The sequence below is a fragment of the Bacillus sp. S10(2024) genome (assembly GCF_050473865.1).
Lineage (GTDB): Bacteria > Bacillota > Bacilli > Bacillales > Bacillaceae_G > Bacillus_A.
The window spans coordinates 348,474-373,029 of sequence record NZ_JBFLUR010000002.1 but is presented as its reverse complement, the minus strand read 5'-3'; the positions used below and the strand labels follow the sequence as shown (position 1 = coordinate 373,029).

General features: G+C 36.1%; 29 protein-coding genes and 1 pseudogene. 9 read left to right on the top strand and 21 right to left on the bottom strand.

The window, feature by feature from the left end; all coding sequences use genetic code 11:
* Nucleotides 1–43: 43 nt before the first annotated feature.
* A complete protein-coding gene (locus tag AB1280_RS02090; protein WP_272188275.1) occupies nucleotides 44–223 on the top strand; it encodes a DUF5325 family protein in 180 nt (59 codons plus the stop codon).
* A gap of 67 nt (nucleotides 224–290) precedes the next feature.
* On the opposite strand, the gene AB1280_RS02085 is transcribed toward AB1280_RS02090, so the two are convergent.
* Entirely contained in the window at nucleotides 291–1,079 is a 789-nt protein-coding gene (locus tag AB1280_RS02085; protein ID WP_429754740.1) for an inositol monophosphatase family protein, read from the bottom strand.
* A gap of 88 nt (nucleotides 1,080–1,167) precedes the next feature.
* Nucleotides 1,168–1,356: a hypothetical protein gene (locus tag AB1280_RS02080; protein ID WP_020059298.1), complete on the bottom strand. Its 189-nt coding sequence runs from the start codon at nucleotides 1,354–1,356 to the stop codon at nucleotides 1,168–1,170.
* 208 nt (nucleotides 1,357–1,564) lie between these two features.
* On the opposite strand from AB1280_RS02080, the gene AB1280_RS02075 reads away from it, so the two are divergent.
* Nucleotides 1,565–2,191 carry a YktB family protein gene (locus AB1280_RS02075; protein ID WP_429754739.1) on the top strand — a complete coding sequence of 209 codons (627 nt, stop codon included), beginning with the start codon at nucleotides 1,565–1,567 and terminating at the stop codon, nucleotides 2,189–2,191.
* A gap of 82 nt (nucleotides 2,192–2,273) precedes the next feature.
* On the opposite strand, the gene AB1280_RS02070 is transcribed toward AB1280_RS02075, so the two are convergent.
* The gene (locus AB1280_RS02070) at nucleotides 2,274–2,543 is read right to left on the bottom strand and encodes a UPF0223 family protein (RefSeq protein WP_272188278.1); all 270 of its coding nucleotides are present in this window, start codon (nucleotides 2,541–2,543) and stop codon (nucleotides 2,274–2,276) included.
* Between the two features lie 465 nt (nucleotides 2,544–3,008).
* Between AB1280_RS02070 and AB1280_RS02065 the strand changes: the two genes are divergently transcribed.
* Both AB1280_RS02065 and AB1280_RS02060 read left to right on the top strand, forming a co-directional pair.
* Nucleotides 3,009–4,493, top strand: coding sequence for an aminotransferase class I/II-fold pyridoxal phosphate-dependent enzyme (locus AB1280_RS02065; RefSeq protein ID WP_272188279.1), 1,485 nt, complete (start codon nucleotides 3,009–3,011; stop codon nucleotides 4,491–4,493).
* A 330-nt stretch (nucleotides 4,494–4,823) separates the two neighbouring features.
* Nucleotides 4,824–5,654, top strand: coding sequence for a protein-glutamine gamma-glutamyltransferase (locus tag AB1280_RS02060; RefSeq protein ID WP_429754738.1), 831 nt, complete (start codon nucleotides 4,824–4,826; stop codon nucleotides 5,652–5,654).
* A 31-nt stretch (nucleotides 5,655–5,685) separates the two neighbouring features.
* Here the strand turns inward: AB1280_RS02060 and AB1280_RS02055 are convergent, their stop codons facing one another.
* The gene (locus AB1280_RS02055) at nucleotides 5,686–5,817 is read right to left on the bottom strand and encodes a GapA-binding peptide SR1P (protein WP_020059303.1); all 132 of its coding nucleotides are present in this window, start codon (nucleotides 5,815–5,817) and stop codon (nucleotides 5,686–5,688) included.
* Between the two features lie 198 nt (nucleotides 5,818–6,015).
* Complete coding sequence (locus AB1280_RS02050) at nucleotides 6,016–6,312, bottom strand: DUF3055 domain-containing protein (protein ID WP_429754737.1); 297 nt, start codon at nucleotides 6,310–6,312, stop codon at nucleotides 6,016–6,018.
* A gap of 131 nt (nucleotides 6,313–6,443) precedes the next feature.
* On the opposite strand from AB1280_RS02050, the gene AB1280_RS02045 reads away from it, so the two are divergent.
* On the top strand, nucleotides 6,444–6,836 hold the full coding sequence (locus AB1280_RS02045) for a DUF1885 family protein (protein ID WP_429754736.1): 393 nt from the start codon (nucleotides 6,444–6,446) through the stop codon (nucleotides 6,834–6,836).
* On the opposite strand, the gene AB1280_RS02040 is transcribed toward AB1280_RS02045, so the two are convergent.
* From AB1280_RS02040 to pdhA, 5 genes are all read right to left on the bottom strand, one after another.
* Nucleotides 6,837–7,067, bottom strand: coding sequence for a hypothetical protein (locus AB1280_RS02040; protein WP_272188283.1), 231 nt, complete (start codon nucleotides 7,065–7,067; stop codon nucleotides 6,837–6,839). It lies immediately after the preceding gene.
* Nucleotides 7,068–7,251: 184 nt separating this feature from the next.
* Nucleotides 7,252–8,664 carry a dihydrolipoyl dehydrogenase gene (gene lpdA / locus AB1280_RS02035; RefSeq protein WP_429754735.1) on the bottom strand — a complete coding sequence of 471 codons (1,413 nt, stop codon included), beginning with the start codon at nucleotides 8,662–8,664 and terminating at the stop codon, nucleotides 7,252–7,254.
* A gap of 6 nt (nucleotides 8,665–8,670) precedes the next feature.
* Nucleotides 8,671–9,960 (bottom strand): dihydrolipoamide acetyltransferase family protein, encoded by a 1,290-nt coding sequence (locus tag AB1280_RS02030; protein WP_272188285.1) that lies wholly within the window; start codon nucleotides 9,958–9,960, stop codon nucleotides 8,671–8,673.
* Between the two features lie 89 nt (nucleotides 9,961–10,049).
* A complete protein-coding gene (pdhB, locus tag AB1280_RS02025; protein WP_272188286.1) occupies nucleotides 10,050–11,027 on the bottom strand; it encodes a pyruvate dehydrogenase complex E1 component subunit beta in 978 nt (325 codons plus the stop codon).
* A 3-nt stretch (nucleotides 11,028–11,030) separates the two neighbouring features.
* Nucleotides 11,031–12,146 carry a pyruvate dehydrogenase E1 component subunit alpha gene (gene pdhA / locus AB1280_RS02020; protein WP_272188287.1) on the bottom strand — a complete coding sequence of 372 codons (1,116 nt, stop codon included), beginning with the start codon at nucleotides 12,144–12,146 and terminating at the stop codon, nucleotides 11,031–11,033.
* Nucleotides 12,147–12,726: 580 nt separating this feature from the next.
* Here pdhA and AB1280_RS02015 point away from each other — a divergent pair.
* Together AB1280_RS02015 and def are read left to right on the top strand one after the other, a co-directional pair.
* Nucleotides 12,727–12,807 (top strand): annotated as a pseudogene (locus tag AB1280_RS02015) (YjcZ family sporulation protein); the annotation flags it as partial.
* Between the two features lie 107 nt (nucleotides 12,808–12,914).
* On the top strand, nucleotides 12,915–13,469 hold the full coding sequence (def, locus tag AB1280_RS02010; protein WP_429754734.1) for a peptide deformylase: 555 nt from the start codon (nucleotides 12,915–12,917) through the stop codon (nucleotides 13,467–13,469).
* A 111-nt stretch (nucleotides 13,470–13,580) separates the two neighbouring features.
* Here the strand turns inward: def and AB1280_RS02005 are convergent, their stop codons facing one another.
* Entirely contained in the window at nucleotides 13,581–14,354 is a 774-nt protein-coding gene (locus AB1280_RS02005) for a Cof-type HAD-IIB family hydrolase (protein ID WP_429754733.1), read from the bottom strand.
* 504 nt (nucleotides 14,355–14,858) lie between these two features.
* Between AB1280_RS02005 and AB1280_RS02000 the strand changes: the two genes are divergently transcribed.
* Together AB1280_RS02000 and rnjA are read left to right on the top strand one after the other, a co-directional pair.
* Nucleotides 14,859–15,071 (top strand): DNA-dependent RNA polymerase subunit epsilon, encoded by a 213-nt coding sequence (locus tag AB1280_RS02000; protein WP_272188290.1) that lies wholly within the window; start codon nucleotides 14,859–14,861, stop codon nucleotides 15,069–15,071.
* A gap of 3 nt (nucleotides 15,072–15,074) precedes the next feature.
* Nucleotides 15,075–16,742 (top strand): ribonuclease J1, encoded by a 1,668-nt coding sequence (rnjA, locus tag AB1280_RS01995; protein ID WP_272188291.1) that lies wholly within the window; start codon nucleotides 15,075–15,077, stop codon nucleotides 16,740–16,742.
* 41 nt (nucleotides 16,743–16,783) lie between these two features.
* On the opposite strand, the gene AB1280_RS01990 is transcribed toward rnjA, so the two are convergent.
* From AB1280_RS01990 to AB1280_RS01945, 10 genes are all read right to left on the bottom strand, one after another.
* Nucleotides 16,784–17,452 (bottom strand): potassium channel family protein, encoded by a 669-nt coding sequence (locus AB1280_RS01990; protein WP_272188292.1) that lies wholly within the window; start codon nucleotides 17,450–17,452, stop codon nucleotides 16,784–16,786.
* Nucleotides 17,453–17,757: 305 nt separating this feature from the next.
* Complete coding sequence (locus tag AB1280_RS01985) at nucleotides 17,758–18,624, bottom strand: cytochrome C oxidase assembly protein (RefSeq protein ID WP_272188293.1); 867 nt, start codon at nucleotides 18,622–18,624, stop codon at nucleotides 17,758–17,760.
* Between the two features lie 99 nt (nucleotides 18,625–18,723).
* Nucleotides 18,724–19,182: a TlpA disulfide reductase family protein gene (locus AB1280_RS01980; RefSeq protein WP_272188294.1), complete on the bottom strand. Its 459-nt coding sequence runs from the start codon at nucleotides 19,180–19,182 to the stop codon at nucleotides 18,724–18,726.
* A 72-nt stretch (nucleotides 19,183–19,254) separates the two neighbouring features.
* The gene (locus AB1280_RS01975; protein ID WP_272188295.1) at nucleotides 19,255–19,803 is read right to left on the bottom strand and encodes a peroxiredoxin; all 549 of its coding nucleotides are present in this window, start codon (nucleotides 19,801–19,803) and stop codon (nucleotides 19,255–19,257) included.
* A gap of 339 nt (nucleotides 19,804–20,142) precedes the next feature.
* Nucleotides 20,143–21,273, bottom strand: a complete 1,131-nt coding sequence (locus AB1280_RS01970) for an N-acetyldiaminopimelate deacetylase (protein ID WP_272188296.1) — start codon at nucleotides 21,271–21,273, stop codon at nucleotides 20,143–20,145.
* Between the two features lie 58 nt (nucleotides 21,274–21,331).
* Nucleotides 21,332–22,054 carry a 2,3,4,5-tetrahydropyridine-2,6-dicarboxylate N-acetyltransferase gene (dapD, locus tag AB1280_RS01965; protein WP_272188297.1) on the bottom strand — a complete coding sequence of 241 codons (723 nt, stop codon included), beginning with the start codon at nucleotides 22,052–22,054 and terminating at the stop codon, nucleotides 21,332–21,334.
* 71 nt (nucleotides 22,055–22,125) lie between these two features.
* Complete coding sequence (locus AB1280_RS01960) at nucleotides 22,126–22,962, bottom strand: LysR family transcriptional regulator (protein WP_090994990.1); 837 nt, start codon at nucleotides 22,960–22,962, stop codon at nucleotides 22,126–22,128.
* Nucleotides 22,963–23,058: 96 nt separating this feature from the next.
* A complete protein-coding gene (cbpB, locus tag AB1280_RS01955; protein WP_272188298.1) occupies nucleotides 23,059–23,502 on the bottom strand; it encodes a cyclic-di-AMP-binding protein CbpB in 444 nt (147 codons plus the stop codon).
* Nucleotides 23,503–23,719: 217 nt separating this feature from the next.
* Nucleotides 23,720–23,911, bottom strand: a complete 192-nt coding sequence (gene abbA, locus AB1280_RS01950) for an antirepressor AbbA (RefSeq protein WP_272188299.1) — start codon at nucleotides 23,909–23,911, stop codon at nucleotides 23,720–23,722.
* 86 nt (nucleotides 23,912–23,997) lie between these two features.
* A complete protein-coding gene (locus tag AB1280_RS01945; protein WP_429754732.1) occupies nucleotides 23,998–24,516 on the bottom strand; it encodes a ribonuclease H-like YkuK family protein in 519 nt (172 codons plus the stop codon).
* Nucleotides 24,517–24,556: the final 40 nt, after the last annotated feature.

The following is a 24,556-nucleotide window of genomic DNA, read 5'->3' as shown; positions in this document are numbered from 1 at the left end:
TCTAACTTTTGTGAAAGTACAATGAAATTGGAGGGTGAAATAAATGGAACAAATTCAATATCGTTTTTTATTAACAGCGATCATTGGCGTTATTTTTATGATTGGCATTGGAATTATGATTGCTGAGAATAGCCCAGTCGGTGTTATTATTTGTATTGTCGGTACAGTTTTTACAATCGGGTACGGATTTATAACAAAAAGAAAAATGCGTAAGCTACAATAACAGCAAAAAGTAAGAAGCGATTTTCTATGCCTCTTACTTTTTTGTTTTTTCTATGGATTTTATACACCTATTGTACATATTCTAACATCTCTTCATACACACCTGGTCTTGCAACGAGAACGCTGCTCTTCTCAAGAATTCGAAGCGGCTCTCCAGTAAAAGTGGTTACTTTCCCTCCAACCTCTTCTACAATAATCTTCCCACCGCCAAAATCCCATGGAGACAAACGAGGCGTCACATACGCATCTAATCGTCCTGTCGCTACATATACCATTTCAAGTGCTGCACAGCCATACGAACGTGTTCCTCTTGCTTTTTTTACAAGTTGTGCCATTTTTCTCATATCAAGACGAGGATTATCAGTAAGCCACATAGCATTTACAGCAATAACTCCTGAAGATACTTCACTCGGCTGTAATGATGGGATTTTTATTTCATTACAAAATGCCCCAGCACCCATTTTCGCATGATATAACTCATCATGAACTGGGTCATATACGAGACCAATTTTCCCAATACCATTCTCATATATGCCAATTGAAATTGCAAAATTTCGCTTTTGATGAACAAAATTCATCGTTCCATCAATTGGATCAATTAACCACAAAATCCCATCCGTTGAAGCCAACTCATCGCCATATCCTTCTTCTCCGAGAATATAGTGTTTAGGAAATGTCTCTTTAATTTTCTCAATAAAAAATTGTTCAACTTCTCGATCCATATTTGTGACTAAATCAGAGGCATTTGACTTCGTTTCGATAATAAGAGACTGCTTCATTGATGAAACAAGGTGCTGCCCCGCTTCTTTTATCCATTGTTTTGCGTATGCATCAATTTCTTCCCATACCTCTTGCATATTTAAACACTCCGATCTGTACAGTTCACAGAAAAAACGAACCCTTTATAAGGTTCGCACCAACTAATTTTTTATACATACACTATTATTACGCCTCTAACCGGATCATTTCAAGTCTTAACACTTCTAATTTTTTCATACACTCTTCTTTTTTCATGTCGTCCTTTTCCATCATTGCATCATATAACGTTGCTAATTCATAATCTAATTCTAAACGTAACACCGGAATTCTCTTCTCCGCATCTGTTCTTTTTAATGCGTTAATTACCTGTCTCATATTCATTTGCCTCCTCCCAATATTCGTTTGCCCTCGATTTTAAATTTACTCAATTTTCTGATTTTTTGTTTTATACTATATTATGTGGGATAAATCATCTATGCAACTAATTTGCATTTTTATCTTAAAATTTTTTATAAACGTCCTTTTTTATGAATTGTACAAGCTATGTTAGAATAAAAACAAACTAGGAGTTGGAGGAACAACCATGACATCAAAAACTTTCAAAGAAAAAGACTTCACTGTGTTCTCTGTGGATGGTCTAGAAGAAAGAATGGCTGCAATTAAAACGAACATTCACCCGAAGTTAGAAGCTCTCGGCGAACAATTTTCTCATTTCTTAACAACTGAAACTGGTGAACCTTTTTTCTATCATGTCGCGAAACATGCACGTCGTAAAGTCAATCCACCAAACGATACTTGGGTTGCATTTTCAACAAATAAACGCGGATATAAAATGCTACCACATTTTCAAATTGGACTATGGGGGACACATGCTTTTATATACTTTGGATTAATTTATGAGTGCCCACAAAAAATGGAAGCGGCTCATGCCTTTTTAAAGCATTTAAATGATTTAAAAACAAATATACCAAATGATTTCGTTTGGTCCATTGACCATACTAAGCCTGATGTAAAATTACATAGCACTCTTCAATTAGAAGAGCTACAAAAAATGATTGAGCGGTTAAGCACTGTTAAAAAAGCAGAATTATTAGTAGGAATCCACATTTCTCCAGAAGAATTTGCAAATCTTACTGATGCACAATTCATCCAAAAAATTGAAAAAACGATGCACTCACTCCTTCCTTTATATAAAATTTGTAATCGATAAAGTAAAACGGACAATATTTGTATTGTCCGTTTCTAGTTGTTATCCCATTATAACACTTCAATTTTGATTTTTCAAAAAATTTTTACATTTTAACAACATCTTCTTCTTGTAAATTTTTCGCCTTTTGAATTGTGCGATAAATGGAATAACCACTCACTTCTTGGAATTCTTTGTCGATTTTCTTTTCTTCTGCTTTTCCTGGCACAATTTCTTTAAAATGACGATATAAACTCATCAAATCTTCTCTTTTCAATCCTTTTTCATAAACCTGTTCAATCGCTTCATAAAATTTAATTACTTCAATCATTTCTTCTGTTGACCAATCATAATGAATTGGATATTGATATTCCATAATAACACCTCATCTATTCCAGCACACTCTAATTTATTCTTCTTCATTATCATACGCGAGATAGAGTGAAACTTCCACCTGTATGCTTACTCACTAATAGTTTTACCAATCCGAAATCTTATCAATAATATTTTTCTTGAATCCAGCAAAAATATCATCCGTTAATCAAAATAGCTTTCACTATTTCCGTCACTTATTTTGCTCAAGCTCCGTTCGTCGATGCCCTATCCTTGAATTCTCATCAATCCAGTGATTCATTTTTTACGAATAATCCTGCCAACATGAAGAAACGATAATTACCATTATTATTTTTCTATACATCTTCTCCTATAGGTGATATAATGCTTTTGTTTTATAGAACATAAAGTGATACTTCGAATAGTAGTGAGAATTTCTCTTCTGCTATTGATTAGTCGAACAGAATAAACATAAAACAAAACTAATAAATATTAACCAAAAGAAGGGGTGTATAAATTGTCCCAATACGAAACACCATTGTTTACTGCTTTAAAAGAGCACAGCAAGCGAAATCCAGTTCAATTTCATATCCCAGGTCATAAAAAAGGACAAGGGATGGATCCTGAGTTCCGCGAATTTATTGGGCATAATGCATTATCAATTGATTTAATTAATATTGCACCGCTCGATGATTTACATCATCCAAAAGGTATGATTAAGCAAGCGCAAGATTTAGCAGCAAAAGCTTTCGACGCGGATCATACATTTTTTTCTGTCCAAGGAACCAGTGGAGCAATTATGACAATGGTAATGAGCGTTTGTGGTCCTGGAGATAAAATTCTTGTACCACGTAATGTTCATAAATCTGTTATGTCAGCGATTATTTTCTCAGGCGCAAAACCGATTTTTATTCATCCAGAAATTGATCCAACATTAGGAATTTCACACGGAATTACAATTCCTTCTGTAAAAAAAGCGCTTGAAGAGCATCCTGATGCTAAAGGACTCCTTGTCATTAATCCAACATATTTTGGATTTGCAGCTGATTTAGAGCAAATTGTAAAGTTAGTTCATTCATACAATATACCGGTACTAGTTGATGAAGCCCACGGTGTTCATATTCACTTTCACGACGAAATGCCAATGTCAGCAATGCAGGCTGGTGCCGATATGGCTGCAACAAGTGTTCACAAACTAGGTGGTTCATTAACACAAAGCTCTATTTTGAATGTAAAAGAAGGGCTTGTAAACGTAAAGCATGTTCAATCAATTATTAGTATGCTGACAACAACTTCAACATCTTATATTTTATTAGCTTCACTTGACGTTGCAAGGAAGCGTCTTGCAACAGAAGGACGAGAACTTATTGCAAAAACCATTCAATTAGCAGAAGATGTTCGAAAACGAGTAAATGAGATCGAACATCTTTATTGTCCTGGTAAAGAACTACTAGGAACAGATGCAACTTTTGATTATGATCCAACAAAGCTCATTATTTCTGTAAAAAGATTAGGAATTACAGGACACGATGTAGAATTATGGTTAAGAGAGCATTATAATATAGAGGTTGAGCTTTCGGATTTATATAACATTTTGTGCCTTGTTACACTTGGAGATACAGAAGATGAAACAAATCTACTCGTGCACGCTCTGCGTGATTTATCAGCTACCTTTAAACATAGAGCAGAAAAAGGTGTACAAGTGCAAGTGGATATCCCAGAAATCCCTGTGCTTGCGCTATCTCCGCGCGATGCCTTTTATTCTGAAACAGAAGTTGTTCCTTTTGCGGAAGCTGCCGGCCGCATTATTGCCGATTTCGTTATGGTCTATCCACCAGGTATTCCAATTTTCGCTCCTGGTGAAATTATTACAAAAGAAAATTTAGACTATATTCAAAAGAATTTAGAAGCAGGACTACCAGTACAAGGTCCTGAAGATATGACATTACAAACTTTACGCGTCATTAAAGAATATAAAGCGATTAGCGAATAACTCCCTTCCCACTTCATATTTTGGAGTGGGTCTTTTCATTCACAAATATTCCTCTCCAGCCTTCATATTCTTTTTCCTATGCACCCTTTATTCGCCTATTCATACAATATAATGTGAAACTTCCATCAGGTGAGAAGCCTGCCCAACCCAGCTCTTACGGATAGTTCTCTCCTTGCAATCACTAAACGTTCGTATACGTGTCACAGTAGTTGGTGATGATCAATTAGATATCTCAGAATACTTTTCTTAACTCCCTCTAAATTTTAAGCTGAGAGCCTCAACGCCCTTTAATTCAAAATCAAAAGAATGTAAACATATAGGTGGGATTTTATGATTGTAATTGGCCGTTCCATTGTACATCCATATATAAAAAATGAAAACGAACCTTTCTTTTCGGAAAAACAACAAATTTTAGAAATCATGACTGGAAACCAAGAAGTATACAATTTCCAATCACTACATGAGTTAACTTTTGATATAAATATCCGTGTTCATATTATTACTTCTGCTTTAGAGTTATTTAATAGCGGACTACAATTTCGTACATTTAAGCAATCTTACTGTAATCCTGAGTTTTGGGAAAGAACCCATTTAGGCGGTTTTCAACTTCGCCCTAATGTGTTACCCTCTTTTGCTATTCGCGATATTTTTCTAAACGGAAAAAAATACGGAACAGAATGTGCAACCGCAATGATTATTCTCTTCTATAAATCACTACTAGCATTTTATGATGAAGAAACCTTTAATCGTTTATTTGCAAATCTTTACTTATATACATGGGACTATGATAAAGATTTGAAACTCATTACAAAAACAGGAGGAGAAATTGTTCCTGGTGACCTTGTTTATTTTAAAAATCCACAAGTGAACCCTGCAACAATTGAATGGCAAGGAGAGAATGCAATTTATTTAGGAAATTTCTTTTTTTATGGGCATGGGGTCGGTGTAAAAACAGAAAGTCAAATTATTGATGTACTCAATCAACGACGTATTCCCTTCGCTTTTTTAACAGCATATTTAACAGATTTTCTAACACGAATAGATAGTCGGATAATGAGTCAATTTGCCTCTACAAAGAAAATCCAAACAGAAATTGACCTCATTCCCATTCGAGATGATGCAATTATTGCAACAATTGGCCACACGACTTCAATCCACTAAAAAACGCCTGCTGATGCAGGCGTTTTTTTATTTATTGGGCTTTAGTATGTTCTTTATGCTCACACTCACATTTAGAACCGCATTTTCCGTATAATACCGTTACTTTTTCATCCTCAAAATGCGCAATTGTGTTCTCACAAATTTGACATACGATAGTTCCCATTTTTTAATTCCCCCTAATATTGTAATTCCAAAGAATCTTTTGTAACCGCTTAACTTTCTGTCTTTATTTTAATATGTTATACTTTTTTAGTCAATAGTTTTAATTGTGACACATTAATTATTTTTAAATTTTATTAGTATGAAACATTTATAAGTAATAAGCAGTCGTATATTTATTATTACGACTGCTTTTACACAATTATTCCTCATATTCAGCATGCACAGAAGTAGCTGGCAATAAAAACTTAAAAAACTGTGCAAGATCCGTTGCTTCTTCACTCGTTTTAAGTTTAAAGACATCTTGTAAATAGTGCACATTTTCAATATCATCCTGTCCAAGGAGAGTTGCTCGACCAGTCTGCATACAAACAACAAGCGGTTTACCAAAAAACATAGTTGTGTACACCACACCAAAATCATATCGTGTCTCATTTGTCATAAAACCAAGAAAGCGGACTTTTGTATTTTCATGTTCATCATATAATTTTTCAAACATCGTCCCTCTCCTTTCTTCTTGATTTATCCACAATGTATATATTAAACAAAAAAAACAAGATTCCTTTTAATTGTCAAAAAATTTACAACAATGTTAAAATAGTAATATATTATGTCCTTAGGAGGTTTATTATGCAAGATGCATTTATTAAACTCGTCCCAAATTCAAAACAGCAATCTATTTCTCTAGACGATGTTAAACAACTATTTTATTACTATAAAACAATTACAGCTCAAACAGGTCAACAACTCGGCTTTGCATATGCAAGTACTGCCTTTCCGTACGAAATCGTTGATACTTCCGATACAACACTCTGTTTGAAATCTAATCATGAACGCTATCATTCTATTTATCTAGGAATAGGAGTTGAAAACGAACAGTATTTTGTACAAATTACATTACCGTCCACTGCAACATTTGGAGATAAAGGAAAAGCCAATGAATTTTGCAGATTTATAGCAAAGAAATTAGACGGAGAATTACGGCTTTTCAATGGAAGAACAATGTACTTTTATAAACGTTAACTAAAAAAAGAGCAGCTTACTCATAAAAAAGAGAAAACTATTAGTAACAGTGAAAAAAATTGCCTCTTTTCTGGAGTGCAACATCATATGAGCAATAACATAAGCCAAATAAAAAAACACAAAAAAGAGCAGTACTTTGTAATGAAATTTATCGCGACTTGATAACAATAACACAATGGAAAATCCGCTCCATATAATAAAATGAAACAAAGCCACGAAAGTGATTTTCATGCTGTTGCCTCCTTTCACACGTCCTATTGTATTACAATATATGGGCGCTAAAAGAAATCATTACATATATATGAGGAAACTGACAGAAGAAGCAAATTGGTTTACTATTTCCATTATCATATTCCTTTCCCAAATAAAAACAACCGCCTCCTAATACATAGGAGACGGTTGTTTTTGTATATCATTATTTTACAATGTGAATTGGCATTCCAAGAGCAACTTCAGCTGCTTCCATTGTGATTTCACCTAATGTTGGATGAGCATGAATTGTTTGAGCGATATCTTCAGCTGTCATTCCAGCTTCGATAGCTAAACCAAGCTCAGAAATAATATCAGAAGCGCCTGCACCTGCAACTTGTGCACCTACAATAAGGCCATCTTCTTTACGAGTTACAAGCTGTACGAAACCATCTGTGCTGTTTAACGATAATGCACGTCCGTTAGCAGCGAATGGGAATTTAGAAACCACTACTGCCATTCCAGCTTCTTCTGCTTGTTTTTTCGTATAACCAACAGATGCTAATTCTGGATCAGTGAAGCATACTGCTGGAATTCCGATGTAATCGATTGCTGATGCATGACCGCTAATTGCTTCAACAGCTACTTTACCTTCGTAAGAAGCTTTATGAGCTAATGGTGGTCCAGGAACAATATCACCAATTGCATAGATGTTTGGTACATTTGTACGGCATTGCTCATCGATTTCGATTACACCACGGTCAGTCATTTTAATTCCAACTTGCTCAAGACCGATTTCTTGCGTATTTGGACGACGACCTACAGTTACTAATACATAATCAGCTTCAACAGTTTGTACTTCGCCTTTTACTTCGAAGCTAACTTTTACGCCGTTTTCAGTTTCTTCAACGCCTTTAGCCATAGCTTTTGTATGGATTGTTACGTTGCCTTTTTTCTGAAGAGCGCGTTTTACAACTTGGCTCATTGCTTTTTCAAAACCAGCTAAAATTTCATCGCCAGCTTCTAATACAGTAACTTCAGTACCGAAGTTTGCATATGCAGTACCTAATTCCATACCGATGTAACCACCGCCGATTACAACAAGCTTTTTCGGAATTTCAGGTAAGCTTAAAGCACCAGTTGAGTTAAGAACACGTTTAGAGTATTTGAATCCAGGAATTTCAATTGGTGTAGAACCAGTTGCAAGAACAGCATTTTTAAACGTATATGTTTGAGCTGCTTCTTCAGTCATTACGCGTAATGTGTTTGCATCTACGAAGTAAGCTTCACCACGAATGATTTCAACTTTGTTACCTTTTAGAAGGCCTTCTACACCGCCAGTTAATTTCTTAACTACGCCGTTTTTCCATTCTTGAACTTTTGTGAAGTCAACTTTTACGTTTTCTGCAGTAATACCCATGTCATCAGAATGTTTTGCATTCTCATAACGATGACCTGCATTAATTAATGCTTTAGAAGGAATACATCCAACGTTTAAGCAAACACCACCAAGGTTAGCTTTTTCAATAATAGCTACTTTTTGTCCTAATTGTGCTGCACGAATTGCTGCAACATATCCACCAGGACCTGCACCAACAACGACTGTATCTAATTCAATTGGGAAATCTCCTACTACCATTGTTTATTACGCCTCCATTACTAATAATTGTGGGTCGTTTAATAGACGTTTAATTTGGTTTAATGCTTTCTGAGCTGTTGCACCGTCGATTAAGCGATGATCAAAGCTTAAAGATAATGCTAATACTGGAGCTGCAACGATTTCACCGTTTTTCACAACTGGTTTCTCAGCGATACGACCGATACCTAGAATTGCTACTTCTGGATGGTTAATAACTGGAGTGAACCATTGTCCACCTGCAGAACCAATATTTGTAATTGTGCAAGAAGCACCTTTCATCTCTGCTGGAGCTAAGCGACCTTCACGTGCTTTACCAGCAAGTTCATTGATCTCGTTAGAGATTGTGAAGATAGATTTGCGATCTGTATCTTTAACAACTGGTACTAATAGACCTTTGTCTGTATCAGCTGCGATACCGATGTTGAAGTAATGCTTGTGAACAATCTCTTGATTTGCATCATCTAAAGAAGTGTTCAGCATTGGGTATTCGCGTAATGCAGATGTTAACGCTTTTACAACGTATGGAAGGTAAGTTAATTTAATACCTTTTTCAGCTGCAACAGCTTTGAACTTCTTGCGGTGAGCAACAAGTTCTGTTACATCTACTTCGTCCATTAACGTTACGTGAGGAGCTGTATGTTTAGAGTTAACCATTGCTTTTGCAATCGCTTTACGAATACCGCTCATTTTCTCACGAGTTTCTGGGTATTCACCAGCTGGAATTGGTTGTGCTTTTGGAGCTTCTTCTTTCGCAGCTGCTGGAGTTTCTGCCACTACTGGAGCTTCAGTTGCTGCTACTGCTGCTTGTCCACCATTTGCAAATGCTTCGATGTCAGCTTTTACAACACGACCGTTTTTACCAGTGCCAGCTACTAGACGAATGTCTACGCCTTTTTCACGTGCATATTTACGAACAGAAGGCATAGCAATTACGCGCTCATTCACTACTTCTTCAGTGGCTGCTGGAGTAGCCTCTGCTGCTGGAGCTTCCTCTTTTACTTCTTCAGCTTTTGGAGCTTCGTCATGATCGTCACCTTTAAATTTAAGGTTTTCATAGCCAGGAGCATCAAATTTAACAAGAACATCTCCTACTATTGCTACTGTACCTTCTTCTACAAGAATGTCAAGTACTTTTCCTTTTACTGGAGAAGGAATTTCTACAACCGCTTTATCATTTTGTACTTCAAGAAGTACATCGTCTTCGTTTACTTCATCGCCTGGTTTAATAAACCATTTTACGATTTCACCTTCGTGGATACCTTCACCAATATCTGGTAGTTTAAATTCAAATGCCACGGATTTCAGCCCCCTGATTCATATCATTATTATTAGAAATTGCAAAAGAAGTCAGCACATGCTGATTTCTTTTGCACATAAAATTCAAATTAGAAGTTCATTACTTTGTTAACAGCTTCAACAATATCTTTATGGTTTGGTAACCATACGCTCTCAGCTTGAGAGAATGGGAAGATTGTATCAGCAGCTGCAACACGTACAACTGGAGCTTCTAAGTTTAAGATTGCACGGTCATTGATTTCCGCTACAACATTAGCTGCAATACCAGCTTGTTTTTGAGCTTCTTGAACTACAACAACGCGGCCTGTTTTTTCAACAGAAGCGATAATTGTTTCGATATCTAATGGTTGAACTGTACGTAAGTCCACAACCTCTAAAGAGATACCTTCTTTTTCTAGTTCTTCAGCAGCTTTTAATGCAGCATGTACCATTGCACCATATGTGATAACAGATACATCTGTACCTTCACGTTTCACATCAGCTTTACCAATTTCAATTGTGTATTCGCCTTCTGGTACTTCTTGACGGAAAGAACGGTATAATTTCATATGCTCTAAGTAAACAACTGGATCGTTGTCACGAATTGCAGAAATTAAAAGACCTTTCGCATCATATGGAGTAGATGGAATTACAACTTTTAAACCTGGTTGTTGTGTCATCAATCCTTCTAAGCTGTCAGCATGTAATTCTGGTGTATGAACACCACCGCCGAATGGAGAACGAATTGTAACTGGAGCATTCCAACGTCCGCCAGAACGGTAGCGCATACGAGCCATTTGACCAGAGATAGAATCAATTACTTCGAATACGAAACCGAAGAATTGAATTTCAGGAACTGGACGGAAGCCTTCTAATGCTAAACCGATTGCAAGTCCGCCGATACCAGACTCTGCAAGTGGAGTATCCATTACACGGTCTTCACCAAATTCAGCTTGTAATCCTTCAGTAGCACGGAATACACCGCCGTTTACACCAACGTCTTCACCAAATACAAGTACGTTTGGATCGTTTTTCATTTCAACGCGTAAAGCATCAGTGATTGCTTGAATCATTGTCAATTGAGCCATGGCTTACTTCGACTCCTTTTCTTTATAAATTTCATATTGTTCAGCTAAGTTATAAGGCATTGTTTCGTACATGATTTCCATTAAATCAGTTACTTTTTGTTTTGGAGCTTGGTCAGCTTTCGCAATCGCTTCTTTAATATCTTCTTTAGCTTGTTCGATTACTTTTTCTTCTTCTTCTTGAGACCAGATGCCTTTATTTTCTAAGAATGCACGGAAACGTACGATTGGATCTTTTTGTTCCCATTCATTTTCGATATCTTTTGTACGGTAACGAGTTGGATCATCACCAGCCATTGTATGTGGACCGTAACGGAATGTTAAAGTTTCAATTAATGTAGGACCTTCACCGTTTACTGCACGCTCACGAGCAAAAGCAGTTGCTGCATATACAGCTAATGGATCCATACCATCTACTTGAATACCGTAAATACCAGCTGCAACTGCTTTTTGTGCTACAGTTTTTGCTGCAGATTGTTTTTCTACTGGAGTAGAAATTGCATAACGGTTGTTTTGAACAACGAAGATTGCTGGAGCTTTAAATGCACCTGCAAAGTTCATACCTTCGTAGAAGTCACCTTGAGACGCACCGCCGTCACCAGTGTAAGTAATTGCAACAGATTTTTTACCACGAAGTTTCATACCTAATGCAACACCAGCCGTTTGGATGATTTGTGCACCGATAATGATTTGTGGAGGAAGTGCATTTACATCAGCAGGCATTTGGTTACCCATGAAATGTCCACGAGAAAATAGGAATGCTTGATATAATGGTAAGCCGTGCCAAACTAATTGTGGAACATCACGGTATCCTGGTAAGATGAAGTCTTCTTTTTCAAGAGCAAAATGACTTGCTAATTGAGAAGCTTCTTGTCCAGCTGTTGGCGCATAGAAACCTAAGCGACCTTGACGGTTTAAAGAAATAGAACGTTGATCTAATACACGTGTATATACCATACGACGCATTAATTCTTTTAATTGCTCATCAGTTAATTCTGGCATAGCTGCTTTATTCACAACTTCGCCTTTTTCATTTAAAATTTGTAATGTTTCAAATTGAGCTGCGATAGCTTTCATTTGCTCATCAACATTAAATAGGGCCTTTTTTGTTTTAGTACCCATTCCGTTCACCTCTTCCTCTCTTGAACCATATTCTTAAACGCTTTCACTATGATAAAAGCATAAGTTTGTAAACTGACGCATCATTCGTCAGTTATTGAATAATTTGTGCACCTAACAATCTGTACTAATGTTTTCATTTAAACAAATTAATACAATCTTGATCACGTTTTTAAGTTTACAACTATTCTAATCATCATGTCAATCACTTTGATTCCGTTTTTTTTCGAAGGTTATAGAGATTTTCTTAACAAATACAAGTTTTCAAAATACTATCTGTATCAGTAAGCAAAAACCTCCTGTTATATTATTCCCTTTTCATACATATTTTGCTCATAGAATAATATGTAAACGTTTCATGTCCCTCTTATCTTTTGTCGCATCCTAATAAAAATATGCAGCATCTCCCTTCTTTTTAGGCGAATAACTATACATTTTTCTCCTTTGTTCCATACATTATACTAACCGCAGCATTCGCGGAAATGGTAAAGGAGGTCACACCATGTACGGATACACTTTTTGTTACCCCTCAACTGGCACTGGCGCATATCCTACGTATGGCTACGGTGGTTGTGGTGGTTGCGGAGGCTTTGGACACGGATTTGCTTTAATCGTTGTATTGTTTATTCTTTTAATTATCGTTGGTGCTGCTTGCATCTGTTAGTGTAAAATGAAACAATTATAAAAGAACAAGGCGTTTGTTCGTCTTGTTCTTTGTCATGACTTTTTTCATAACCTTTGGTAGACTAATGATGAAAGGAGAGATTATATATGCTTACAATGGATGATGTAATTCGTGAAGGAAATCCCATTTTACGCGCAGTGGCTGAAGAAATAGCTCTACCTGCAAACGAAGAAGATGTTCATATATTACGAAAGATGATCGAATTTGTGATTAACAGTCAAAACCCTGAAATGGTTGAAAAATATAATTTACGCCCTGGAATTGGTTTAGCCGCGCCGCAAATCGGTGTTTCTAAAAGAATGATTGCTGTTCACGTCACAGATCGAGATGGTACATTATATAGCTACGCTTTATTTAATCCAAAAATCATTAGCCACTCTGTTGAACGTACATACTTATCAGGGGGCGAAGGATGCCTGTCAGTGGACCGTGAAGTCCCTGGCTATGTACCTCGTTACACTCGTATTACTGTAAAAGCAACAACAGTGGATGGCCAAGAAGTCAAGCTACGTTTAAAAGGATTACCGGCAATTGTATTCCAGCATGAAATTGATCACTTAAATGGCGTTATGTTTTATGACCATATAAATAAAGATAATCCATTTATGGCTCCAGAAAATGCAGCACCTTTAGAAAGATAAAAAGAGTCAGTTTTCACTGAAGTTGGTGAAAACTGACTCTTTTTATTAAAATGGATCTCATATTTATACTTTATCCCGCTATTTACTGGCAGTAATACTCCCAGTTTCACTTTATAACAACCCTGCCCACTGCAGTCCATGGAGTATACCATCTTCTGCAACATCTTTAGTTACATAATTTGCAAGCTTTTTCAAATCTTCATGTCCATTTCCCATAGCAATTCCTGTACCTACAGTTTCAATCATTTCTAAATCGTTTAATCCATCTCCAAATGCATACACTTGTTCCCTTGTGAATCCAAGCTTTTCAATAAATTTTTCAATCCCTTTCGCTTTCGATCCTCCCATTGGAATAATGTCCATAGAGTAAGCATGCCAGCGAATAAAATGAAACTTTGCATAGTCGTTAATAAACTTTTCTTCTTCTCCTGCCCTGCAAAATAAAAGGGTTTGGTAAACATCACGTTCCTCATAAAAGCTAGGTTCAAACGCAGGGTGATCCATATGAAGGCTAGCAAAGCTTTCTGTTACATAATGATGCGATGTTACTGTTGCCTTCATTTCTTTATGATTCAAGTACACAAGCGGATAGCCTTCTTGCTCTGAAAATTTCGTGAAAGCACGTAATGCATCAGCGTGTAGAGGATTTTTATATATAACCTCATCTTCAAACACCACATACTGTCCATTGAAACTTATATAATTATGAATGTTTAGCTCTTTACGAATATCTTCAAACATAAATGGGGCACGTCCTGTTGCAATCGCTACATGTATACCTTTTTCTTGCAAACGACGGACAGATTCTTTTGTGGACTTTGGTATTTCTTTGTTATGATCTAGTAGTGTTCCATCAATATCAAAAAAGACAATTTTATCATTCATTTACATAACCCTCTCTACTTCATCAATTCAAGCGTATCGCTTTATACCCTAAATATTTTTTTCAAATACTAAAAAAGTATAACATATCGATGTATAAGGTGCTTCTTATCTAACCTTCCTACCTCACTATGCATATACTGAAATAAAAATAGTACTACGGTTCAACATATGCATTTTCTTTTCTATTCTATCTCATACTATAAGTTGAACGAGATATTTTCTTACAAGTAGTTCTTTTTTGAAACTTAATTCTTCTTTCAAATTCTAATAAGATCCATCTGCATGTTTTGAGCGAAGAAAGGAAGGGACAACCGTGCTAAAGAAATTGAAGAAAAAATTAAAAGTATATTGGAACGATTTACTTCGAAAAAAAACAATTGCTTAACTCATGCCCATTTCGGGCTTTTTTCTTCATTCTTATTCGAAAAAACATGAAAATCATAACCGTTTGCTTTATAATAGGTAAAAGATAGCCTAAAACATAGACAAGGAGAGATTGTTTTAATGATTTTTAAAGTATTTTATCAAGAAAAAATGCTAGAAGTACCTGTACGTGAAAATACTAAGGTGCTATATCTAGAAGCTGAGTCTGAAAGAGAAGTTCGCACAAAATTACACAAGTTCGCATATAATATTGAGTTTGTCCAGTCTGTTACTGGTGCTCATCTTGAATATGAAAAGCAATATGCAGATTTCAAATTAGCGGAGAACGTTTAATTTATGAAATTCTTAAAAAATGACCAAACTGCTGTTTTCGCACTTGGCGGACTCGGTGAAATCGGCAAAAATACATATGCTGTTCAATTTCAAGATGAAATTATTATTATTGATGCTGGAATCAAATTTCCAGAAGACGAACTTCTTGGGATTGATTATGTCATCCCTGACTACACGTATCTCGTACGTAATGAAGAAAAAATTAAAGGACTCTTTATTACACATGGTCACGAAGATCATATCGGTGGGATTCCTTATTTATTGCGCCAAGTAAACATTCCAATTTATGGAGGGAAACTAGCGCTTGGACTGATTAAAAATAAGTTAGAAGAGCATGGATTACTCCGAAAAGCACAATTGCATGAAATTAAAGAAGACGATGTAATTAAGTTCAAAAAAACATCCGTTTCCTTCTTCCGCACAACACATAGTATTCCTGATTCATATGGTATCGTCGTAAAGACACCACAAGGACAGGTTGTGCATACAGGGGATTTCAAATTTGATTTCACACCAGTCGGTGAGCCAGCAAACTTAACAAAGATGGCTGAAATCGGAAAAGAAGGTGTCCTTTGCTTGCTATCTGATAGCACGAATAGCGAAGTCCCTCACTTTACAATGTCTGAGCGCCGCGTTGGTGACAGCATTCAGGATATTTTCCGTAAAGTAGAAGGCCGCATTATATTCGCAACATTTGCTTCTAATATTCACAGGCTGCAGCAAGTTGTAGAAGCTGCAGTAGCAAACAATCGAAAAATTGCTGTTTTTGGTCGAAGTATGGAAGCAGCAATGGAAATCGGACAAAATCTTGGCTATATTCGTTGTCCGAAAGAGACAATTATTGAACCCGCACAACTAAATCGCATACCAGCAAATCAGGTTGTGATTTTATGTACAGGGAGTCAAGGGGAACCGATGGCTGCATTATCTCGCATTGCTAACGGTACACACCGCCAAATCCAAATCATCCCAGGTGATACTGTTGTATTCTCTTCTTCTCCAATCCCTGGAAATACGGTAAGCGTAAGCCGTACTATTAACATGTTATATCGTGCAGGCGCTGAAGTCATTCACGGACCATTGACTGATATTCATACAAGTGGACACGGTGGACAAGAAGAACAGAAGCTAATGTTACGTCTCATTAAACCAAAATATTTTATGCCAATTCACGGTGAGTACCGTATGCAACGTATGCATGCAAAATTAGCAAATGATTGTGGTATCCCTGAAGAAAATTGCTTCATAATTGACAACGGTGATGTACTTGCACTTCGTGAAGATGAAGCAGCAATCGCAGGAAAAATTCCGTCTGGTTCTGTTTATATCGATGGAAATGGCATCGGCGATATCGGTAACATCGTACTTCGCGATCGTCGTATTCTTTCTGAAGAGGGACTTGTTATCGTTGTTGTTAGCATCGATATGAAGGATTTCAAAGTAGCGGCTGGACCAGATATCATTTCTCGCGGATTCGTTTATATGCGCGAAAGTAGCGATTTAATTAACGATGCACAAACATTAATTACAACTCATTTAGAAAAAGTAATGGAGCGCAAAACGACACAGTGGTCTGAAATCAAAAATGAAATTACAGATACATTGGCTCCATTCTTATATGAAAAAACGAAACGTCGACCAATGATTTTACCAATCATTATGGAAATTTAACTAAAAAGGACAATGCCGCTATGTCGGCATTGTCCTTTTTGTCATTTCGTTAAAAACATTTCGAAACGGTCTACGTCATTATCGTGACCAATAACGATTAAAATGTCTCCCATTTGAATGTTTTCTGTGGCACGCGGTGAAACAAGAACTTCCTTCCCACGCTTAATTGCTACAATGTTTAATCCAAACTTTGCACGAATATCTAAATCAATCAATGAATGACCATTAATTTTTTCGTTCGCAATAATCTCAACAATACTATGCTCATCTGAAAGCTCTAAATAGTCCAAAACGCTACTTGAGGCAATATTATTGGCGATTCTTTTTCCCATATCACGCTCAGGGTGAACAATTTGATCTGCTCCAATTTTACGAAGAACTTTTTCATGATAATCATTTTGTGCTTTTACAGTAATATTTTTCACACCTAGCTCTTTCAAAATAAGCGTTGTTAATATACTTGACTGAATATTATCTCCAATTGCAATAACTACATGCTCAAAGTTTCGAATACCAAGACTTTTTAATACCATCTCATCTGTAGAATCCGCGATTACAGCATGAGATGCAATATTTGCAAACTCATTTACACGATCTTCATCCATATCAATCGCCATAACTTCCATTCCTAATTGCGCTAATTCTCGACAAATACTACCACCAAATCGCCCAAGACCAATAATAGCAAATTCTTTTTCTCTCGTGCTCACACAAATTCCTCCAGTTATATCAAATCGTATCAAGTAAAACTTTTATCAGTGAAATTCCCTTATATTCCACCCATCTTCTTTAACTCTTCAAAAACTTGATGCGAAGGCTTTGTACCCTATACATCAGAACCAACTATCATTGTAGCATATTTTATATAGTGAAACTTCCATCATTACTATATAATTCCAAATAATAGAAATAAAATCATTCCCCCATTGGGACTTTCAAAATTCCTCACATTCCTAAAACAGCAGTTTCACTACGCGTATAACAGACAAACACTGCAATAATCGCACCTTCACTCTTATTTTTGTTTTTGAATATATAAAAATTGTTGTAAATAAAAAGCTAGCATACATACTAACATACCAAAGATGAATATATTTCCAAACGAGCTAAACGTTTGAAATACAAACATTAATGTTTCTTGTCCAAAAAAAGCAAATAGTAAATTTATAAAAGCAAATAATATCGCCAATTGATAGTGATGCTGATGAAATAAATAATGAGTTGCTCCTAAAAAACCAGCAAAAGAAACAATAAATACCCACCACATTTCCATCATCTTTTGCCAGCTTACTAGCTCATATCCGTTCACAGCAATTGCAATTGCTCCTATAACAACCATCGTTGGAACGCTCCAAAATAAAGCCCATTTTCGAAAGAGTAATACCGCATTCCTGTCTTCTCGTTTATGTGCACAATACGTTAAAAAAGTCGCACTTATGTATAAGAGCGAGACAATTGTTAGAATAATAATTAACCAAAAATGAAGCTGATAATACTCATGTTCTATATTAGTAACAATTGCAGCTAACAATCCCGGAATACAAATGCCAGTATAACCTTCCACCAGTGCCTTATTCCAAAATACCATATTACCAATTCGAATTCCTAATAGCATAAAAAGAATGGCGCCAAGGATAAATAAAGTCATTTTATTTCCAACTAAACTCGTCGAAAAAGCGATTAATCCAACAAATAAGAATAGAGCAAATGCATTCATAATCTCGGCAACAGGTGATAAATACTCTTTCACCCACTCATATGTGTTCGTATAATTTTCTTTTTTTGCTAAACAATATGTATAAAAACTAACACCAAAATAAATCGCTGCTACAATTACATATGTATATAAAAAGAAACATAGTATAGTACTTCCAATCTGCACACTATCCCCTACCTTTTTTCTCTATGTACCATATTGATTTTACACAATTTTCATATAAAATGTAAATAAAAACCTCCCTGTTACAAGGGAGGTTTTTATTTATTCAGCTTCTTTTTCAGCTTCATCAAGTACGCGATTTACTCGTTTTGTTAACATTTGCATACCGCTACCGCCCGCTTGGAAATGGCGCAATACACCATTTTTATCAAACACATAATATGCTGGTACATATTGATTCTCAAAGGAGTCTGTAATCGCATGCTTATTGTCCACCAAAATAGGTTGTACAATACCATGCTCATCTGCCACTGCTTTCACTTTTTCAAGATCTAAATCTTCTTCTGAACGCGGCATATGTACAGCAATTACATTTAATTTATCTTTATAGTTATCACGGAATTCATTAATACTCGGCATTGCTTCTTTACATAAATGACAGCTAACAGACCAAAAATGAATTAATGTTGGTTTATCGCCAATTAGCGCTTCTCTAACTACTTCTCCATTTAATACAGTCGTTGCTCCTTCTAAGGAAGGCATTGGTTCGCGTAATTTCATAACATTTCCCCCTTATATATGTAGAGAAAGGTCTAACAACAATTTGCTAGACCTTGTTCACTCATTCAAAAATTAAACGTTTAAAGTCTCTTGACCTGGTTTCCAATTTGCTGGACAAAGTCCGCCAGTTTGAAGCGCTTGAAGAACACGGAGTACTTCGTCAACTTCCCGTCCAATGTTGTTATGATGGACAACTTGATACATTAATTCGCCTTCTGGGCTAATAATGAATAGACCACGAAGCGCAATTCCTTCTTCTTCAAGTAATACACCATAATCACGAGATACCGCATGATTTGTATCAGCAGCTAATGGATATTTTAACTCGCCTAAACCGTTTTTCGTACGGTCAGTGTTAATCCACGCTAAATGAGTATGGATTGTGTCAGTTGATACACCAATTACTTCTGCATCTAAATCTTCGAACTCATCATAACGATCAGAAAGTGCGATGATTTCTGTTGGACATACGAAAGTGAAATCCATTGGATAGAAGAAAAGCACTGTCCATTTGTCTTGTTTCATAACCTCTTCAAGGCTTACCTTACCAAATTCTTTGTTTGGCATAACAGCATCCATCTCAAAGCGTGGAGCTTGTTTTGCTACCATACGTTCTGCCATATGTACCAACCTCCGTTAATTTTTAGTCATATATTGTCTACTCTTATATTATATGGGAAAAAATGGTTTTTAGTCAATATCATTTAATAATTAATACAAAACAACTAACTATCAACTCTTTCTCCCATCTACCATTATAAAGCATTGTGCTAGAATTTCAAAAAAAATGCACTATATATACAAGTTAAAAAAGGATATAAAAACCCTCTTTCTTCTTAAGTGAGTTAGAGCATCTGGCCATACATAGAACCGGTCAGTTTCTTTTTCTAACACATGCAAGATTAAAATGAATATATAGAAATACTATACAAATTTTCTTATACAAAAAAGGGACAAGCATTATGCTCTGTTCCCTTTCCATTTTACGTATGTTGTTAAAAATAGAATCGCTTTTTCAATCACTGATTCATCTGGCTGTAATTTCGCATGATGTAGGCCATATTCAGATTCGACACCAAGCCAAAACATAAAACCTGGAATCTCACGTAACATATATCCAAAATCTTCTCCTGTCATCGCTTCTGTGCAATTGATCACATTCATATCTGTATGTTCGTCCGTAAACGACATGAATTCCTTCGTTAACGTTTCATCGTTATATACTTGATGATACATCGCTCCGTAATCAATATGCGCTGTACACCCAAAAGACATTTCGATTCCAGCAACAATTGCTTCAATCCGTTCCTTTACTCGTTTCATAGATTCAACAGATAATGTACGAATTGTTCCTTCTAAACGAGCCTTTTCCGCAATAATATTTTGTACTGTTCCACCAGTAATTTTCCCAATTGTAATGACTGCACTATCTAGCGGATTGACATTGCGACTAATTACAGATTGCAGTTGTGTGACAAGATGACTTGCGGCAACTATCATATCATTTGCTGTATGCGGATATGCTGCATGTCCACCTTTCCCTTTCAAATCAATGTATAGCTCGGATGTATTTGCAAAAAGCAATCCCTCTTTTGTCGCAATAGACCCTACTGGATATTCTGGTGCAATATGAAGTCCAAGGATCATATCTGGTTTCCATGCTTGTAACTCCTCACTTTGTAATAGCGGAAGAGCACCACCCGGTCCTTCCTCAGCTGGTTGAAAAATAAAAACGAGGTCATCATCAATTCGCTCTGTAACAAAACCTGTTAATAACCCAAGGCCTATTGTTGTATGCATATCATGACCGCATGCGTGCATCATCCCTTCATGTAATGAGGCAAATTCATACCCTGTCTCTTCCGTAATTGGAAGTCCGTCAATATCAGCACGGTAACCAATTGTTTTTTCGGGATTACGGCCATGCACTTTTACAATGACACCTGTTTTCCATGTCTTTACTTCCATATATTCACTTGGAAGGGTATCTATATAATTTATAATATATTGTTGTGTTTTCCATTCTTGAAAACCAAGCTCTGGGATTTGATGTAAGTCTCTACGCATTTGAATAAATTTATTTATTATCATCGTTTCACCACCATTGATAAAAAGCGTAAGAGCCTACAAGCCCTTACGCTTTCTTATTTTATTCTTCTGGATTCAGTTGACGAAGCTCTTGTTTAATTTCTGTTTTCGCTTTAGTCTTTTCGTCAATTTCTTTAATAACACGTGCTGGTGTTCCTGCAACAACTGTATATGGTGGTACGTCTTCTGTTACAACTGCACCCGCTGCAACAACTGCACCTTTACCTACTGTAACACCTTCTAGAACTACTACGTTTGCACCAATTACAACATCATCTTCAACAATAACTGGTTTTGCAGAAGGCGGCTCGATAACGCCTGCAAGCACTGCTCCAGCACCAACGTGACAGTTCTTACCTACTGTTGCACGTCCGCCAAGAACTGCATTCATGTCAATCATTGAACCTTCACCAATTACAGCACCAATGTTAATTGTTGCGTTCATCATAATAACTGCATTATCACCAATTTCAACCTGATCACGAATAATAGCACCTGGTTCAATACGTGCCTTAATGCCTTTTAAGTCAAGCATTGGAATTGCAGAGTTACGACGATCATTTTCTACAACGTAATCTACAACATGTTTTTTATTTTCTTCAAGGATCGTCTTAATTTCAGACCATTCCCCAAATAATACGCCTGATTTTTTATTTACAAATGCTTGTACTGTTTCAGGGAATATAATTTCTTTTAAATCCCCTTTTATGTATACCTTTACAGGAGTTTTCTTCTCACTTTTTTGAATAAACGAGATAATCTCATTTGCATCCATCATTTTCATGCTTGTTGCCTCCTAAATCCATTTATACTGTTACTCTACCAAACGAGAAGACTCCTCGCAAGAAAATAATCTTATTTTCCAGCTTGAATTTCTTCAATAATATCTAAAAACGCCTGCACTTGTTTTAATTGTCTAGCCGATTCACTTGTTAATAACCACGTTTCTCTCGTCAGTTGTACCGGAGTTTTATATGTCTTTTCCCTTACTTCTCTTAAAACAGTAGATGGCAACAGTGCATAACCAATACCATTTAAAACAAGTTGCTTACACGTTTCAATCTGATCAACAACAATCGTACGTTTAGGGGGATTAGAAAATAAACCATACCACCAATTTTGGATTTGTCCATAATATGTTGAATCACTTTTAAATTGAATAAACGGCCTATTGGTGTCTTTTAACATAGAAATATCCTTAATTTCTGTATCAACTAAATACAACTCATCTTCAAATAATTGTTGTTTATACCCTTTATATTCCTGTGTTCCTCGCAAAATTGCTACATGAACATCGCCTTCGTAAAAGTGATTTTGCACTTCACTACTCCAGCCTGTAAAGAGAGAAATTTTTACGAATGGATACTTTTGTACAAACATCTTTAAAACCGGTGGCAACCAATATTGCCCAATAACAGAGGCAACAGCAATCTTTAAAGTTCCATATGTTTCCGTTTGAAAAGTTGCTAGTTCACTCTTAATTGCTTCCTCCCTTTCCAACATATCTTTCGCATAATTCGCTACTTTCTCACCTTCTGGTGTAATCGTTAATCCTTTTTGAGAGCGAATAAAAAATTTCATCCCCCATTGTTTTTCCATCGATTGGAGCCTTTGACTAAGCGCTGGTTGTGATACAAATAAGCGCTCAGAAGCCTTCCTCATATTTAATTCTTGTGCTAAGATAACCATCATCTGAAAATCATCAATTTGCAATGTTTTCCCCTTCTTTCGTTACAACTGAACGATAAAAGCGACTTCTTTTTTCAGTTGAAGTCGCCTTTTCCAACATTATCGATTAAATCGTCTCACTGTTTTATTTAATAATTTTAAAATGGCACGACGTGTCAAAATCCCTTCAAAACATCCTTCCTCGTTTTCAACACATACAAATGGATGATCAATCGTCATCTCCAATGCTTTTGAAAATGAATCCTGTAACTTAAGGCGTGGAATATCTTCCTTCATCACACTTTCTACTTTCATATCCTCTAATTTTTCAAATTCAATTCGCTCTAGCCCTAAAATACCATCCAAAACCATCGCTGTACTTACTAATCCATGCAATTTATACATCGGATCTAATACCGGAATTGCTGAATAGCCGGATTTTACTAAAACAAGCAAAGCGTGCTCCAGACTATTTCCAATTTGAACATGTGCTACTTTTTCCGATGAAATCATTAAGTCCTTTACAAAAACTTGCTGAAACTCTTCTTTTGGAATGCTAATCATATTGATATCCCCCATTTTGACTCATTCTAACAAGTAGCAATTGTAAACCAATCGTAAAAAAACAATTCGTTCAAGTAATGCTCTACTTTCTCATTTCTATTTTCAGTTTATGACAGCGTTTACATATTATTATCTGTCCTTATTTTCTTATTTAAAATAAATAATCACAGTTCATTTTACCATAGAAACAAAAGAAAAGACCACCATTCTGGTAGCCTTAATATCCTTCGTTTTTCAGACGAGCAAATAAGCTTGTAATTTGTTTGTAATGAGATACATCTGCTTTCTTTCGCCCGTTTTCGATATCAGAAAGTTCAACGGAAAGTATTTCACTCGCATAATTTTGTCGAAACAACACATCTAATAATAAGCTTTGCTCCTCTTTTGTTAAATCAATTTCTCTACTCATTTTTTCCTCCCCTTATTTAACCGTCCTTATTATTTATTATATAAAATATTCCCTTTATTTAATAGATTGAAAATTCACTACAAAAGTCATTTCGTGTACCGATTCGCATAGCTAGACGCCGCATATGCATCAGGTTTAATTTTAGGTGTTAATCCCATTGCTGTAATCTTATTTGTCATATCCGAAATAAACTCTCTCGTCAAACCATATTTTCCAATATCTAGATGAATCTCCATAACAAATTCAGCACCTTCTTCGCAGTATGGATAAAGAATATCCCAAAGTTGTTGTATTCGCTCAGGTGTAAATAAACAAGCAATCTCTTGACTAAATTGTGTTTCTAAATAAATTTTTTCCCGTAAACTTGGGGGCTTTCGCTTTATCGTTTGGTGGTATAAACACCCCCAAGCTCCTTTTCCAACGCGATGCAGATGAATAGCTGTAATAAAACGTGTATCTTTTTGATGTACTTGTGAATCTGTTCCAATTGACAATCGATACATATTGTGCGGTGCGCTTTGAATAAAATGACAAATTCTTGAGAATACCGTTTCGAAACTCATGTGTCGCTCTGATAAATTATAAAATTGATATTCTCCGCCCATACAGTCACGTCCCTTCTCATAGACAGACTTTTGCATTATC

What these genes read in the sequence shown, in the direction of transcription:
- AB1280_RS02045 (WP_429754736.1), top strand. Translation starts at nt 6,444, where the DNA reads ATGCAAGATGCATTTATTAAACTCGTCCCAAATTCAAAACAGCAATCT.
- AB1280_RS01970 (WP_272188296.1), bottom strand. Translation starts at nt 21,273, where the DNA reads ATGATAATAAATAAATTTATTCAAATGCGTAGAGACTTACATCAAATC.
- AB1280_RS02070 (WP_272188278.1), bottom strand. Translation starts at nt 2,543, where the DNA reads ATGGAATATCAATATCCAATTCATTATGATTGGTCAACAGAAGAAATG.
- AB1280_RS01980 (WP_272188294.1), bottom strand. Translation starts at nt 19,182, where the DNA reads ATGAAATTACGCGAACCAATGCCTTCCTTAGAAGGAGCAACGACTGTA.
- AB1280_RS01945 (WP_429754732.1), bottom strand. Translation starts at nt 24,516, where the DNA reads ATGGGCGGAGAATATCAATTTTATAATTTATCAGAGCGACACATGAGT.
- abbA (WP_272188299.1), bottom strand. Translation starts at nt 23,911, where the DNA reads ATGAGTAGAGAAATTGATTTAACAAAAGAGGAGCAAAGCTTATTATTA.
- dapD (WP_272188297.1), bottom strand. Translation starts at nt 22,054, where the DNA reads ATGAAAATGATGGATGCAAATGAGATTATCTCGTTTATTCAAAAAAGT.
- AB1280_RS02050 (WP_429754737.1), bottom strand. Translation starts at nt 6,312, where the DNA reads ATGTTTGAAAAATTATATGATGAACATGAAAATACAAAAGTCCGCTTT.
- cbpB (WP_272188298.1), bottom strand. Translation starts at nt 23,502, where the DNA reads ATGATTAGCATTCCAAAAGAAGAGTTTCAGCAAGTTTTTGTAAAGGAC.
- AB1280_RS02075 (WP_429754739.1), top strand. Translation starts at nt 1,565, where the DNA reads ATGACATCAAAAACTTTCAAAGAAAAAGACTTCACTGTGTTCTCTGTG.
- AB1280_RS02060 (WP_429754738.1), top strand. Translation starts at nt 4,824, where the DNA reads ATGATTGTAATTGGCCGTTCCATTGTACATCCATATATAAAAAATGAA.
- pdhA (WP_272188287.1), bottom strand. Translation starts at nt 12,146, where the DNA reads ATGGGTACTAAAACAAAAAAGGCCCTATTTAATGTTGATGAGCAAATG.
- AB1280_RS02090 (WP_272188275.1), top strand. Translation starts at nt 44, where the DNA reads ATGGAACAAATTCAATATCGTTTTTTATTAACAGCGATCATTGGCGTT.
- AB1280_RS01960 (WP_090994990.1), bottom strand. Translation starts at nt 22,962, where the DNA reads ATGATGGTTATCTTAGCACAAGAATTAAATATGAGGAAGGCTTCTGAG.
- AB1280_RS02000 (WP_272188290.1), top strand. Translation starts at nt 14,859, where the DNA reads ATGATTTTTAAAGTATTTTATCAAGAAAAAATGCTAGAAGTACCTGTA.
- AB1280_RS01975 (WP_272188295.1), bottom strand. Translation starts at nt 19,803, where the DNA reads ATGGCAGAACGTATGGTAGCAAAACAAGCTCCACGCTTTGAGATGGAT.
- AB1280_RS02080 (WP_020059298.1), bottom strand. Translation starts at nt 1,356, where the DNA reads ATGAGACAGGTAATTAACGCATTAAAAAGAACAGATGCGGAGAAGAGA.
- AB1280_RS02005 (WP_429754733.1), bottom strand. Translation starts at nt 14,354, where the DNA reads ATGAATGATAAAATTGTCTTTTTTGATATTGATGGAACACTACTAGAT.
- def (WP_429754734.1), top strand. Translation starts at nt 12,915, where the DNA reads ATGCTTACAATGGATGATGTAATTCGTGAAGGAAATCCCATTTTACGC.
- lpdA (WP_429754735.1), bottom strand. Translation starts at nt 8,664, where the DNA reads ATGGTAGTAGGAGATTTCCCAATTGAATTAGATACAGTCGTTGTTGGT.
- AB1280_RS02055 (WP_020059303.1), bottom strand. Translation starts at nt 5,817, where the DNA reads ATGGGAACTATCGTATGTCAAATTTGTGAGAACACAATTGCGCATTTT.
- pdhB (WP_272188286.1), bottom strand. Translation starts at nt 11,027, where the DNA reads ATGGCTCAATTGACAATGATTCAAGCAATCACTGATGCTTTACGCGTT.
- AB1280_RS02040 (WP_272188283.1), bottom strand. Translation starts at nt 7,067, where the DNA reads ATGAAAATCACTTTCGTGGCTTTGTTTCATTTTATTATATGGAGCGGA.
- AB1280_RS02085 (WP_429754740.1), bottom strand. Translation starts at nt 1,079, where the DNA reads ATGCAAGAGGTATGGGAAGAAATTGATGCATACGCAAAACAATGGATA.
- rnjA (WP_272188291.1), top strand. Translation starts at nt 15,075, where the DNA reads ATGAAATTCTTAAAAAATGACCAAACTGCTGTTTTCGCACTTGGCGGA.